General features: G+C 51.4%; 11 protein-coding genes. 4 read left to right on the top strand and 7 right to left on the bottom strand.

Going from position 1 to position 14,338, the window contains the following annotated elements; all coding sequences use genetic code 11:
• The first annotated feature begins 159 nt into the window (after nt 1-159).
• The 3 genes from AAF564_05645 to AAF564_05635 are packed head-to-tail and all read left to right on the top strand — an operon-like array spanning nt 160 to nt 5,623.
• Nucleotides 160-1,455 carry a hypothetical protein gene (locus tag AAF564_05645; GenBank protein MEM8485009.1) on the top strand — a complete coding sequence of 432 codons (1,296 nt, stop codon included), beginning with the start codon at nt 160-162 and terminating at the stop codon, nt 1,453-1,455.
• Nucleotides 1,456-1,504: 49 nt separating this feature from the next.
• Nucleotides 1,505-4,495 carry a choice-of-anchor D domain-containing protein gene (locus AAF564_05640; GenBank protein ID MEM8485008.1) on the top strand — a complete coding sequence of 997 codons (2,991 nt, stop codon included), beginning with the start codon at nt 1,505-1,507 and terminating at the stop codon, nt 4,493-4,495.
• Nucleotides 4,496-4,498: 3 nt separating this feature from the next.
• The gene (locus tag AAF564_05635; protein MEM8485007.1) at nt 4,499-5,623 is read left to right on the top strand and encodes a hypothetical protein; all 1,125 of its coding nucleotides are present in this window, start codon (nt 4,499-4,501) and stop codon (nt 5,621-5,623) included.
• On the opposite strand, the gene AAF564_05630 is transcribed toward AAF564_05635, so the two are convergent.
• The 3 genes from AAF564_05630 to AAF564_05620 all read right to left on the bottom strand — a co-directional run bounded on the left by AAF564_05630 (nt 5,587) and on the right by AAF564_05620 (nt 8,352).
• Nucleotides 5,587-6,708 carry a Brp/Blh family beta-carotene 15,15'-dioxygenase gene (locus AAF564_05630; GenBank protein ID MEM8485006.1) on the bottom strand — a complete coding sequence of 374 codons (1,122 nt, stop codon included), beginning with the start codon at nt 6,706-6,708 and terminating at the stop codon, nt 5,587-5,589. The two genes, AAF564_05635 and AAF564_05630, sit on opposite strands and share 37 nt — an antisense overlap.
• Nucleotides 6,695-7,447, bottom strand: coding sequence for a lycopene cyclase domain-containing protein (locus tag AAF564_05625; protein MEM8485005.1), 753 nt, complete (start codon nt 7,445-7,447; stop codon nt 6,695-6,697). The genes AAF564_05630 and AAF564_05625 overlap by 14 nt, the downstream gene beginning before the upstream one ends.
• A 107-nt stretch (nt 7,448-7,554) precedes the next feature.
• Nucleotides 7,555-8,352 carry a bacteriorhodopsin gene (locus tag AAF564_05620; protein MEM8485004.1) on the bottom strand — a complete coding sequence of 266 codons (798 nt, stop codon included), beginning with the start codon at nt 8,350-8,352 and terminating at the stop codon, nt 7,555-7,557.
• Nucleotides 8,353-8,776: 424 nt separating this feature from the next.
• Between AAF564_05620 and AAF564_05615 the strand changes: the two genes are divergently transcribed.
• The gene (locus AAF564_05615; GenBank protein MEM8485003.1) at nt 8,777-9,757 is read left to right on the top strand and encodes a cobalamin-dependent protein; all 981 of its coding nucleotides are present in this window, start codon (nt 8,777-8,779) and stop codon (nt 9,755-9,757) included.
• Here the strand turns inward: AAF564_05615 and AAF564_05610 are convergent.
• From AAF564_05610 to AAF564_05595, 4 genes are all read right to left on the bottom strand, one after another.
• Nucleotides 9,733-11,274 carry an FAD-binding domain-containing protein gene (locus AAF564_05610; protein MEM8485002.1) on the bottom strand — a complete coding sequence of 514 codons (1,542 nt, stop codon included), beginning with the start codon at nt 11,272-11,274 and terminating at the stop codon, nt 9,733-9,735. The two genes, AAF564_05615 and AAF564_05610, sit on opposite strands and share 25 nt — an antisense overlap.
• 17 nt (nt 11,275-11,291) lie before the next feature.
• The gene (locus tag AAF564_05605; protein MEM8485001.1) at nt 11,292-11,960 is read right to left on the bottom strand and encodes a sigma-70 family RNA polymerase sigma factor; all 669 of its coding nucleotides are present in this window, start codon (nt 11,958-11,960) and stop codon (nt 11,292-11,294) included.
• Between the two features lie 502 nt (nt 11,961-12,462).
• Nucleotides 12,463-13,143: a hypothetical protein gene (locus AAF564_05600; protein ID MEM8485000.1), complete on the bottom strand. Its 681-nt coding sequence runs from the start codon at nt 13,141-13,143 to the stop codon at nt 12,463-12,465.
• The gene (locus tag AAF564_05595) at nt 13,130-14,326 is read right to left on the bottom strand and encodes a glycoside hydrolase 100 family protein (protein ID MEM8484999.1); all 1,197 of its coding nucleotides are present in this window, start codon (nt 14,324-14,326) and stop codon (nt 13,130-13,132) included. The genes AAF564_05600 and AAF564_05595 overlap by 14 nt, the downstream gene beginning before the upstream one ends.
• Nucleotides 14,327-14,338: the final 12 nt, after the last annotated feature.

The raw sequence follows: 14,338 nt of genomic DNA, 5'->3' as shown, positions 1-14,338 counted from the left end.
CATTTCTGAAGATGGCACAGTGCGTGAATTGTAGAAATTCAATGATCAGGCAGTTCGCCTTTCATTTTAATCATCACTTCGACCCTGGCGAGCGCATGCATTAGCGTTTTAGCCTTGCTCCCCCGACATATCTATTTTTCTCTTCAGTCTCCCAGAATCATGTTGAAACCGACGATTGTTCGCCGATCAACGGCATGCCTCTTATGCTGCATGCTCTGCTTTTCGGGCTGTTCAGCGCTCCGCTACCAGGAGCCTGGCCCAAATGACAGCAGCCACCTCCGTGTGCTGCACGCCCGGCTTCAGAAAGACCACACGGATGTGCTGGCTTCACGCGACATTGGTGCCATTTATCTGCGATTAAACTATGCAGCTACAGCCGGCCCTTACATTACGCAGGCTTATCAAAACCTGCCTACCGATCCCAAGACCCTGTTTTACATGGGGCTCTACACAGAAATTGAGCAAGGGATGCAAGACGCGCTTCAAATTTATGGTAACTATACAGAGGTGCCCATCACATCGCCTTACCGGAAAATGATGATGGGCAGGTATGCCTGGCTATCAGAGCAGTTGATCAAAAGTGAAATAAAAACGCGGATTGCTGAAGAAGCGTCGCTGCAAACCGCCGGCGTTGATGCTGCAGCCCTGGCTATTTTCCCCCTCCATTACATCGGGAGTAATACAGACTATGAACACCTTGGCCGAGCATTCAGCGAACTCGTCCTGGCTGACCTTGCACAGCTCTCCCGTGTCAAACTGGTTGAGCGCATCCGCGTGCAAACGCTCCTCGATGAATTACAACTCGCCGCAGACGGTGTAACCGACCCCAGCGTATCTCCTCGACTGGGTAAGCTGTTGGGCGCCGGCAACATGGCCGGTGGCAACATCAACCTCGACCATAACGAGGCTATCAAGATAGGCTTTGCCCAGTGGTCTCCAGACAACAGCGATGCGCCGGCATTCTCAGATCATAACGGGTCTTTACAGCAGCTCATGCGGATCGAGAAAGAGGTCGTCTATACCCTTCTCAACCAACTGGGCATCCAGCTTTCTCCTGAAGAGCGCGAACAGATAGAGCAGATTCCTACGCAAAACATGCAGGCTTTCCTTGCCTACAGCCGGGGACTTGGCTTTAGGGATCGCGGCCTTTACCAGATGGCTTCAACTGCATTTGGAGAAGCAACCACACTCGACCCGGGCTTTACACAAGCAGCCGCAGAAGCCGCCCGGGCAGATGCACTTGCCACCTTAGGCGGCGATGCCGATGCCGCAATTCAAGCGGCCAATCAGGCAGCAGCCGCGGCCGAAGACGGCGGGGGTGACCTTGTTGGCCTTCGCATGTCGATACTGAGCAACGGACCAGCCAACGCCGCAGCCCGGCAACCTGCCGCGGAGGCTGTGAGTGCGCAGGGTGGCATCCTGCCGGCGCCGCCAAGCCTGCCAAACAACAACTAGGCCGGCCCAACACCTCATTTCCACTCCCTTTCATACACAAGCAAGCACCATGCAGCAGTTAATGCCTGTGGCACGCACCTTTCCAAAACCATGGCACCTCGTGTTTAGCCTGCTCATTTGCCTGAGCCAACCCGTGTTGCTGAGCCAACCCGTGGTTGCCCAGGAGCTTCAGCTCTCTGTAGAAGCTATCACGTTCCCGACTACGTTTATTGGCGATTTTTCAGAAGCCATTGTGACCTACGAAAACGTCGGTGAGGCGCCCGTCACTTTCGACAAAATTGATTTTTCTGACACAGCGCTGGCTGAATTTGAAATTGTTAATTCACCCAGCCTGACCGCGTTGGATCCTGGAGAAGTGCGCAATGTGCGCATTCGCTTTACCCCCGTTGTAGAAACGACCCTGACAACGTTTCTCGTGATCGAGACGATCATTCCAGACGAAAAATACAGGGTTGCGCTTGAGGCTACCGGTGAACTTGAACGTTTGCGGTTGTCTATTGATGCACTCGCATTTGGCGCACTCGAGGCATTGTCCGTAGCAGACACCATGCTTGTGCTGGAAAACCCTAGCGACGGTCCAATTACCATCACCTCCCTGGCATTAACGGATACAGACCAGCCATTTTCTATTACAGGAGGTGATGCGCTGGGTGTCCTCGCGGCAGGTGCTTCAAGAACGGTCGACATCCGGTTTGCGCCCCAACTGCCAGACACCTACGAGAGCGCCATTGAAATAGAAATTGCGGAAGACGGGCAAACGCGAACGGTACCCATTACCGCAACGGGTATTGCTGGCACTTTTGCGTTCACGCGGGAGTTGCTGGAGTTTGAATCAACTATCCTTTTGGACACCTCGCAAAACCGGATACAATTTGTAAACACCAGTCCTGTCCCGCTGATAGTAACAGGCTATCAGCTTGAAGGGGCGCAAGCGTCTTCATTCGAGATCACCACGGCGCCAACCCTGCCCCTTACCGTGTTACGCGGCGACCGCCCAGAGATCAACATCAACTTCAGTCCACAAATCCCTGGACTGAACGAGGCTACGCTTGTTGTACAAACCAATACCCAGGCTGAACCGCTGGTGCTGCCAATTGTTGGGGAAGCGCGTGCCGGCGTGGCAACGCCATCTGTTTCTGCGGTATCCTTTAACCGGGTTACTGTAGGTATGAATACAACAGCAACGTTTACCATTACCAATACAGGATTTGCTCCTTTTACAATTTCTGAACGCACCATAACAGGGACTGATGCATCAGCATTTAGCATCGTCACTCCGGCTACAGCCACCGCCCTGGCACCAAACGAAGTACGCACCCTCGCAATCCAATTTGCGCCGCAAAAGGTAAACGAACACGAAGCCGAACTGCTGGTTTACACCGGCCTTCCGGAATCTCCTGTTAGCATCTCTCTGGCTGGCCTGGGTGGACTCGACAATTCGTTTATAGAAAATGAGATGCCAGCAACCGGCAAGCCCCTTGCCATCACCGTCAGGAAATCCAGCGTTGAAGTGTGGAATCAGCAAACACTCTACTTCAGGCGAGGGGGAGAAACCACGTATCAAAGCGCGGACCTGATCGATCAAGGTGATAGATTAGAGGGGCTCATTCCCCTCTCCCACATCACACAGCGCGGGGTCGACTATTACATAGAGCTCTCCAACAATACAAATACGCTTACCATCCCAACCCTTGATGCAGCATTAAACCCGTTTCATCTGCGCGTACAAACAGCAGCCTTTGAAGCTCCGCTGGCATTGTCGGCTGAAAAGAACCGGATGGTGTCCATCCCCTTGCTACTTGATGAACCCCAGTTAAAAGAAATTCTGGAAGATGACTACGGGGAGTACAACAACCGGGCCTGGCGATTACATCGATGGAATACAGAAACGAACCTGTACGATGAATACGACGAGCTGGCACTTGCCACTGCACCTGGTCAGGCATTTTGGCTTGTAACAAGGGAAGGTATGCCGTTCGACTTCGGCAGCGGCTTCTCTGTGCCGGCCAACACACCCTTCGCGATCACACTCGCTCCTGGCTGGAATCAGATTGCCAACCCTTTTGCTTTCCCAATTAGCTGGCAAACAAGTTTCTTCACTGAAGACCCCGGCGCACGCGAACTTATTGAAGCGCCGGTCGCATTCGACGGAGAGGAATACCTGTATGATGAGAATATCCTGCAACCCTGGTGGGGCTACTTTGTGTTCAACGGTAACGAGACCGCAACGCAGGCGTTTTTTCGCCCAATCGAAACCGGGCCAGAGATTGCTGCCGGCAAATCAGATAAGATAAACGCGGGGCCATCCTATCGCCTCCAGCTCTCCGCAGCCATGCCACACTTTGGGCTGGTTGATACCCAGAATTTCATCGGCTTTGACGCAGATGCACATGCTCGGCGGGAAGCACCACCGCTTGGTGATCACGTGCAACTCAGTGTTATCTCAGCGCAAACCGGCCTGTCCAGCAAATTTGTACGCGCAACCGAAGAAGGCGCCTATTGGGACGTTGCAGTATCCAGTACAATCGAGCACAACCTGCTGCAACTGGAAAAACGCGTAGACCTTTCATTCGCAGCAACGGGCAGCCTGCCTGAAGGATTTGAGGTACACATCCTAGATACAACCAACGGACACAGGCTGCCAGCAGCTGACAGTACGGTATCACTTGTACTGACTGACGCTAAGCCAACGCATAACCTGCGCATTGTTATTGGTACTTCGGCTTTTGCGGCGCAACACAGCGAAGCATCTGAAGCTGCGCAGGCATTTGCCCTTCACTCCGGGTATCCCAATCCTTTCCAGACGCGTGTTTCGTTTCCTTATACCCTGTCTGAAGCCGGCCCAATTGAGCTTTCTGTATTCGATTTACTCGGCCGGCGCGTTGCACTGCTAGCAGCTGGACAGCACGCAGCAGGTGCACATATCGCTAGCTGGGATGGTAGCCAATCAACAGGCAAACCAGCGGCAAGTGGCGTCTACATCGTTCACCTCAAAGCCGGCGCCGCTACCACCGCTCGTCGCATTGTATTATCGAGATAAATTATGCAACGGTTTTATTCCTTCTCTCCGAGTCTTCTTTTCGCCTTGCTGCTCGCGGTTACGCTATTTTTGCTACTGCCCCAAACCGCAGAAGCGCAGTTTGCAGATCGCAACCTGTCTAGTGAACGCAAACCCATCGTCATTTCGATGCAAGGGGTTTACGAGAGCGTACCGCTAGCCTCTGGCCGGCTATCTGAAACCAGTCTGCCATTTGCCCTTTCCGCCCCCATGGGCAGATATGTGACTTTTGGCCTGCAAACACGCAGTGCCATCGCACAATCAGACGTATCTCCAACGCTAAGCGGTTTAAATGACGTGTACACATCGCTGCAATACGCCCGCCAGTTTAACTGGTCGAGCCTTGCGGTCACCATGGGCATCAACATACCAAGCGGGCAAGAACAATTGAGTCTGGATGAGTTGGAGACAGCCATTCAGATAAGCCAGCCTATTTTTGGGTTTCATACACCGGGGTTTGGGCAAGGCTTTAATGTGCGGCCAACCGTCACCTGGGCATTTCCGGTTTTCAAAAGCCTGGTCATCGGACTCGTAGCGCAGCGTAGCTGGCAGGGTACCTTCAAGCCCATTGCCGGCATGACGATGCCGTACGATCCAGGGGATGAATGGATGGCCGGCATCGGGCTGGACAGCCGTATTTTACCGCATGTCACGTTGTCTGCCGACGCGAGTTTTTCGCGCTATAGTGGAGACTACATTGGTGAGACGCAGGTATTTGAAGCAGGGATGCGCAAGGCGTTTAATGTCATGTTCAGGTACGCACGTGGGCACGACGACCTGCGCCTGCTGTTTAGCCATACCAACAATGAAAAAGGCACAGCTTTCGTCTCCGATGAGCCGGCGCAACTTGCTGTTCAGACGGTACCCAGCATTTCGGAAGCCATGTTACAATACAAGTGGCGCATTTCAAGGCCGCTATTCATGGGGGTCCGATTTGGCATTCAGCAGTTCGAAGCGTCTACGCTGTACGATGTACACAAGCTCGCCTACCTCAGTATCCTTCCTATGTACCAGATCAACAACCAGCTTGCCGTGCTACTGCGTGCAACGGGCACAGCAGGCGATTTTTATGCTTACGAATTAGGAACAGGGATTACGGTTTCTTTCTGAGGAAGCGTCGACCAAACCCCCTCCGCAGTATCCATCCGCCAGACAACCCAGACATGCGGTACAGTAAGCACAGCAATTAACACGAGATAGAGACCTGTAAATTCTGCGACCGACTCTGGCGTATGCGGCACCAGCGCATGCAGCATACCAAGGCCAAGTAACGCGACCAGGGTGGTTGGCAACGCCTGTATAAAAAAGCGCCGTATGCCCTGTTTAATTACCGGGAGTTTAATTGCCCCGTGTTTCATTTCAACCTGATGCCCGGTATCAGGCTGATCATCGCGCACTGAGAAAACAACTATCCGCGCAATGTGCCGGACGGCGTGCCAGCAGCAAAAATAAAGGCCGATCGCAACAAGCGGATGCACCGACGCAAATAAGACAGCCAGCAAGATCACTTCAGCCAGGTCTTCCAAATAAGCCCGATTGAGTCCCCAGCGGAGCTTGTAAAATCCATACAGGAAGTAAAACGTGGTCAAGCCTGCAAATCCCAAACCCATTCCTAATCGAAAGCTGGGGGCAAATGGCCAGGTTATGTCGGTAGCTGCTGCCGTTGTAAAACGACTTGTTATACCCGTAAACACCTCTTGGTAGACTTCAGGAAAGGCAAGGAGCGGTATTAACATAGGCAGTCCGCCGCGTACCACAAGCGCGAGCCGGCGCATATGCACCGAGGTTAGGTGAGCTGCACGAGCAAAAATCACCAGCGTGTGTACATCCCCCTGCCCCCAGTGAAACCAGGTAATCAGAATGAACAAGCCAAAGGCCAGGGCCGGCGTTAGAAACCACATCACCAAATAACAGCCAGCCAACACGAGATATGGGAAAATTACGCGAGCCAACGCAACTGGGCTGCACACCTTGTTCTGCAACTGTAGCAAAACCATGTGGTCAACAGCGCCATGCGGCAGCCCAAGAAATAGCATACTTGCCAACAGCGGAACGTATAACCAAATACCTTCAGGTGTAGGAAGTATGGCATGCAGCGCTACAAACAAAGCGATACATACGTACGGCACTTGCTGAATCAAAGTAGAAAAATGCAGGCGCCGGCTCTCTGAAACAACGAACTCAGTGGTTGCCATAAAACACGGGGGTTTTATGACGCAGCGCTTTGACGTTCCAGGTGTGCAGCATCAGCACCAGTCCCTGGACAACAAGCATGTTTGTTACGAGAAAAAACAGCGCTTCTTCGATGGGCAATCCGAAAAGATGCGCACCAGTAGTGAACCGATCGGAAATATGCCAGATGCCAAAATGGAGGGCGATCCAATCAGCACACCATAGATACAGCGTAGGCAAGGAAACGGCCACAAAACATAACTTGCGCAACCGCCACAGGTGATGACCGCCATACAACCACTGAATAAGAAGCATCGGGCAAGCCCACACGAGGATTAGCGCAAGGTAAAGCGCCGACTCAACAGATAATAACGCTACACCTACAAGGCTTAAAATCAGCATACAGGCGCTGCCCACATACCTTGCCCGGTTACTGGGTTCTGCCGGCTGGATCAGGTTGGATTTCCAGATCAGGCGGTACAGCCAAAACCCTGTCAGCAAGGGCTGAGCAAGAAAAAAGAAATACTCTTCAACAGGGACATAGCCAAGTGTACCAAGCACGCGACCCTGTCCATAGCCCCAAATACCTTGTTGAATCAGGTAGTTGTCCCAGGGTGTGGTCCAAATAAAGGCAATAGACGCGATCACAAAAAGCGAAACCGTTGCCTTGGTCATATCGCGCGCAAAAACCTTCGGCCCAGTCATTTTCAGGTAAAAAATAACTGGTAACGTAAAAATCAGGTGGAACTGCAAGTAGGTCATGATACACTGCCGCTATAGAAGGTGGGAGGAAGCGGAAAAAGGGCCCAGGTGCGGGTTAAAGGAGGTAAACATCCCGCACCTGGTTGTGCTGCATTATGTTGTTGTCATTAAGCAGCGACTTCCGCGTACTCGCGCTCTTCTTCTACAACCAACCAACCGTCGGCTTCAGACTTCGCGCGGGCAATGGCGTAGATCATCACACCAAATGCCGCTTTTGCAAGCACGTCGGAAATGGAGTAACCGACCTGTACGATCACTTCGCCCGAAGCACCACCGAGTCCAAAGAAAGGACCCATGTATGCGATCGGATAGAAGCCCCATGTTGCGATAAGGAGCAGGCGAATGTTGCGTGTAAGTACCTGCACGCGAGGGGGCTGCGTTTTCAGGACCTTACCAAGCTCTCCCCAGAGTATGTAGAGGATGTATACAAAAGGAATTGTGCTCAGTCCACCCCAGAGTGCGCGCGTACCATTGTCGGTAGCCAGTTCGCCTGGGTAGCCAAGAATGATCATTGCTGCTGCTGCAACTGTAAGTTTGGCCAGCATCGGACCACTTTTGGAGCGGGACAGCGACAGCACAAGCACGAGTTCAACAAGCAAAAGCGGGACGGTAAGCAACCAGTCGACATAGCGATACGCATCATTGAAAGGTTCACCGCTGAAAACATATTCGCCGCCGCTCAATGTGTAGGCAGCTTCCCAACTGGCTGTAATCCGGAAATAGTGGTATGCAGCAATGCCGACAACCAGGGAAGACACGATCAATGAAATTCGATACTTCGGCGCTACCCGATTTTGTGCCATGAAGAAAAACGCGAAAGCAGCCAACATGGCAGCAATCGAAAACGAAAACATGTTAAAGACCAGTGCATATTGCCCTGGGGTGAGTGTAGGCATCTCAAACATGAGGGACCTCTTACGAGTTTGGTGAGATAAAGAAATCAGACACTAACATTACGTTCTGATTTAGTATTACTGAACGATATTACACTATCCCGACCATTAATAACCAGTTTATTTCGATCTTAAATAGATCAAAAGATCGACTTGATCGATACACACTAACAAAAAGATGTATCTTAACGATCTTTTCATACAAAAAAGAGCGTTATCAACAAATGTATCAACATGCTTGAAAGTGCTTTTCTGTCTTCAAAATGAAGATTTATGGTCACAAAGATCCTCCTGCACCAACTTTTATCGAGATGCGTCCGTACATACAAATCGTTCGACTCGAACTATTATGATCGTTTGTCGTACCTAACTTTCCACTCCACCACCCTCAGGTCTCTACGCTTGCGTGCAACTTTAGAATATTAGCTGAACAGCTATGGCAGTGCTACAGGAGTCAACATCAGCAGATAGAGCAGACAAGGACAGGTCTGTATCAACGAGACAAGCCTCTGAAATGCTTGGCGTGCACGAGTCATCGGTCAAGAGGTGGTGCAACGCCAACGAACTCGAATTTTGGCTGACACCGGGTGGACACAGGCGTATTCCCATTCATGCCCTCGTGCGATTTGCTAATACGCAGCGTATCGACCTTCACTTACGGCATTTTGGTGCTGACGCCGGCGAAGTTTGGGCACTACTCGACCAAATCAAACAGAAAACTGATTTTAATGGCCTCGTAGCTTTGTGCTATCGGTGGATACAACAAAGCGAAATAGCCCGCATGACGTACCTCATGACGCATCTGGTTAACACGGGTTATTCAGTGGGGATGGTCTTTGACTACCTGGTTGGCCCTGTTATGAGCCGGGTAGGAGTGAACTATTTTGAAGGTAATCTGACCATCGGAGACGAGCACCGCATGACGCAGGTGATGCGGGATATTCTCGTCACCCTCAGCACAACCAGCGCACTTAAACTGAAGGAGAAACCGGAAACGCCCCCGGTTGCAATTGTTGGATGCGCCCGCGGCGAAGTGCATGAACTGGGTGCCTTGATGGTTCGGGTGTTGCTGGAAGCAATGGGCTGGAAAATTGTTTACCTCGGTCTTAACGTACCAACCGAAGAGTTTGCCCATCAACAGTTAAAACATGGTGCAGCGCTGGTGTGTATTTCTTTGATGCCACCAATGGGCATTCCCGAAGCGCACGCCATGATCCGTTTGCTGGACCGCATTTACGATAAAACACTCCCCTACCGGCTGATTTTGGGTGGCAGCGCATTGGGTAACAATACGGAGCCCGCAGCACTCATCACGCGGATTCCTGACGTAAAACTGTTTAGCCGGATGGCGCCTTTTCAGGATTGGCTCGGCAATGTACCGCCTGTTTTGACCTATTCAAACGGCAGTTCCAACTGACCACGGTGCCGCTTTTTTGTCTTCGGACGCTGTACACGTCGTGATCTGTTGAGCCCCGCCTTTCGACTCTCGTGTTTCTGAACAATGCGTTGTGCAACTTCAGCGTGTCCCGCATCTTGTCTGATGCTGTAGATTTTGTCTGCAGCCATCCTGCGCGCACTTGCTTCTTCCACGATGGGCTGCGGATAAGCTACGGGTAAACCTTGCAAAGATGCCGGCGTGTGTATTTGCGCTGCAGACACGTCTGCCAACTCGGGCACCCAACGCTTTATAAATGCTGCATCAGAATCGTGGTCGATGCCCTGTTTGATGGGGTTGTAAATGCGAATGGTGTTGATGCCTGTGGTGCCCGACTGCATCTGACATTGGCTGTAGTGAATACCTGGTTCATAATCGACAAATAGGCGCGCAAGGTGGAGGCCGGTATCGCGCCAATGCAACCACAGGTGGTAAGAAGCAAAACTCATAAGCATGGCGCGCATACGAAAATTGATCCACCCCGTTGCCTGCAGCGCACGCATGCAGGCATCTACCATAGGAAAACCTGTTTGTCCACTTGCCCAGGCCTCGTAGTGCACTGAGCCTTTACCGGCTTCTCGGAGCCCGTTGTAGGCTTGATGCAGGTTATCAAACTCAAGCGTCGGCTCGTCTTCCAGTTTTTGGATAAAGTGACAGTGCCAGCGTAGCCGCCCTGAAAAAGCTTGCAACGCCCGTAACCAATTACCGCGCATTGCCGGCGGCGCACCCTGCCATGTGCGCTTTTCCTTTTCTGTTGCCCGGTGCACCTCACGCATTGAAAGCGTCCCAAACGCAAGATGCGGTGATATACGTGAGCATGCAGAAACTGCGCGTGACGGTGATGACATGCCCTGCTGATAATCCTCACCTCGCTCTTCAAAAAACGATTGTAGTTCCAGTATCCCGTTTTCTCTTCCGCCCGGCTGCAAAAGCGGACAGGGATCTGGGAGGATGTGCAGCGAGGTGGCAGCAGGTATACGGCCTGCTTCTATATCGAGGGGTTGAAGTGAGGCCGGCGCTTCCCACAGCGGTTGATCCATTAACGCATCCCAGGCTTCCGCCCAGCCATCGCGTGATTTCATGCGCCGGACTACACCAAATTGCCGGGATTCATGCCAGGGGATATTGTTGGATTTACACCACTTCCCTACTGCGATATCCCGCGTATAGGTCCATCCATTCCACGTTTCCTGGTGCGACCAAAGCGCCGCAATGCCGTAATTTTCTTTTAGCTGCTGGAGGACAGCAACGGCATCACCTGTGCGATAGACAAGCGGCTGCCCCAATGCCCGCAATGCATTGTCGAGCGAAGTGAGCGAAGCTTTGAGAAATGCATAATGCCGGCCACTCATGTCAGGTTGTTGCCAGAGGGCCGGCTCAAAAATATACAAAGGTAGCACAGGGCCGCGTTTTGCGGCCTCTAAAAGCGGCTCATGGTCCGTTATTCGCAGGTCGCGTTTGAACCATACAACCTGCAAACCCTGCAGGTTATGCTTCATGCCTGCTACCTGTCACATCAAACTGTGGAGAGGTTATCGTACGGATATATGTCCCGCAAAAGCTCCTGGAGCTTAATACGACCGCGGTTGATACGGCTTTTCACGGTACCCAGTGGTAACGCTGTAATCCTGGCGATGCTCTCGTAATCCATGTCCTGGATGTCGCGAAGAACAATCACCTCCCGGAAGGTTACCGGAATCCGCATCAATGCATTCTGAATGTGCTTATCCTGGATAACCGATTCAGCGTACTCATCCGGAGAAAGAATATCTCCCATCAACTGCTTTTCAAACTCCTCTTCCCCATCTCGCGTCTGGGCAGTGATTGATGACATCTTCCAGCGCTGGCGCCGGCGGTAATCCGAACGCGCCAGGTTACCGGCGATGGTATAAATCCAGGTAGACAACCGCGCAATACGCGTGTATGAATGCCGATTCCGGTATACGCGCATGAACGTTTCCTGCAGCATATCCTGACACTGGCTTTCGTCTTTAAGAAACCCGCGCAGGTACTGCATTAAACGATCTGAGAAGCGATCTACAATAATATTGAACGCTTCCACACAACCGGTTTGGAACTGCTCCATCAACTCCTCATCACTCATCCCCTCCAAGGTTGCTCTAAATCGACGCGCATCAGACTGGAGCTGGTCCACGGCGTCTTCTTTATGTAAACGTCGAGCCATAATAACACACCTTACTAAAGTGCCGACTGTTGATTTTATCAGGAGCTCGCAAGCGACACCTCACCTACTAACTCCGATTATAATATACGCAATAGAACGCTTTAGTTTCAATTATTTCTGAAAATAAAAAATAAAAACGATCACATATACCACAACTGATCGTTTTTTGCTGATTTTATTGATTTTTTTCAGGTTCAGGAGGAGATAAACGCAGTATGCGTGCACGAAATGCACCCTTAGCAACCGTAAACAACGAGGTACAACCCCCACCTGCCAGACCGATTTACGCACAAATGTACCTTTACTGAAGTATCGATGGGCCATGACTAGCCCTGAAGAAATGATCAAGTAAGGGAGGTCTGCACCAACCAAGGCAAGGAAGCCCCTACAAATGGAGTTACCACCCTTGCAGGCCACATGCAAATTGTCGCCAACAAAAAGAAAAGCTCAGGCCGCACTTTTTAATTGCACCCCGCTCGCCTCATTGAAAATGAATTTATATTCAGCTAAGCCCAGCTCTGGGCTGGACGGATGAGTTGCCTTTAATACGATATGATTTATCGATGACCATCGACGCTGTATCTGCAAACTGGCTGATAATCTGGTGCTCAATTTCAAGTATTCGATCTATGAAATCTGCCTCGACGTGTGTATCTCGATTTCTTAGTGTACGCAGATGCCGGGTATCTTCGTAATTTCGGGAGAGGAAAATACGGGCATTGAGATTCTGTAGAGCGAGCACATACGTGCCTTCTACAATCAAGACTTGTGCGTCGTCGAAAGCAAAGGTGCGATGGGTAATGGTGTCGCGGTTAAAATCCACCAACGGTGCCTGCACAGCTTCAGCACCTGCGAGAAAGCTATCGATGTTATGCTGCAGCTTTTCGGTATCCACTTCGTGCATACCGACATTTTTCAAATCTGCCTTCCTATTCAAATGATTCTGAAGCGGCGGCAGTATGAAATAATCATCTTGATGTAAAATATGCACTCCGATCCCTTGCTCATCCATCAACGATCTGAGACACGTTGCAGTAACGGATTTTCCACTACCTGATTCGCCACCAATGCCGATTACGCAGCGTTGCGTTGCTTGCATAAACGGCTCCTTTTCAAGCGTTGAAAAGATCGTACGAGCAAGCGCATAGTACTCTGGCTTAATCAGGATTTTATCGCCAAGCATCTTTCAACCTCCCGCTAATTTCTGAACTACGGGCCTTCTGCAGCATCAATAAACCAGATGCAGAGTAGGCCATCCGCTTTTCACCGCCCGGTTTTAATGCCAGGCCATCGAAGTACTCTTCATATGCAAAGTTTTCCTGGCCGGCGATAACTGCGTCTACGCGTTGCCCGAGTTTTGCCAGGGCGTCCGTTCTGCCGTTTTCGTAAAAGGCCAGCGCAAGCCACCCAAGCCAGATCAACCAAATTCCGCCATTGTGGTAATGATGCGGCTTGTTTTTAAAATCGAACAGGTGGTAGTTCGACAACGCTTCCCAGCCGGCATCACCTGCTGCAATAACAGGATAGAACGCCGGCGGCAATCGATTGGCATCAAGAAACGCTGTTTCAATCCAGTCGAGCGTTTTTGCGTTTTCCAGTTCCAGCGGTGAAGCAATAGTCAACAGACAGCAAGCAGCCAGATCAAATGTGTGCCGGTAACCTGCTGGTGTAAAACACGAACACGGGTATGCACGCGCGTCCAATGCTTGCCGGCCCATGATCGTTGTATGGGATGCCAGGGGGTGACCGGTATAGTCCGATTGCGGCCAATAGTTGATCCGAGTTACCTCCCAGATCGTGGTTGCTTTCTCGCGCCAGGCAGCCTTATCGAACAGGTCTCCCGCCAGTTGTAGTCCCCAGGCGCGTAACACCTGATCATACAACACATACCCCTCGTCGATGTATTCATCCGCCCAATTGCCGCCCATCGGCACATAAATCAAGTGCCGGCCGTTGTACTCCATTGCATCCAAAAGCGCGATCACTTTTTCTACAGATTCCCGCCACTCATCCGCTCGCAGCCGGCCCTGTGCAATTCCAAAACAGACCCCAACCACGTACCATGTGGCGGCATCTACTTTGGGACTCAGCGTACCAAAACTCACCCGCGAGAACACCCCATCTACGTACGTAAAGTTCGATGCAATTTGCCCCTGTGGCCCCTGCAGGTTGCGCAATTCCTCAAGGCTTCGCACTAATCCATCAGCAACATCATCCAGCTCACATAGCAAGCCAGCAATCCCAGCCATCACGGCATCCCGGGTAAACACAGCTGCGTAGTTCGCCTTTTCAGACAATGACGCCCGAATCCCATGCGGACCACTCAGCTTACCCAACAGTGCTCTTGCCTCTTTATAGATCTCCAATTTCTCCTCTCA

Source organism: Bacteroidota bacterium (assembly GCA_039111535.1).
Taxonomy (GTDB): Bacteria; Bacteroidota; Rhodothermia; order Rhodothermales; family JAHQVL01; genus JBCCIM01.
The sequence above is the reverse complement of the archived record's forward strand: the minus strand, read 5'-3'. Positions and strand labels throughout refer to the sequence as shown.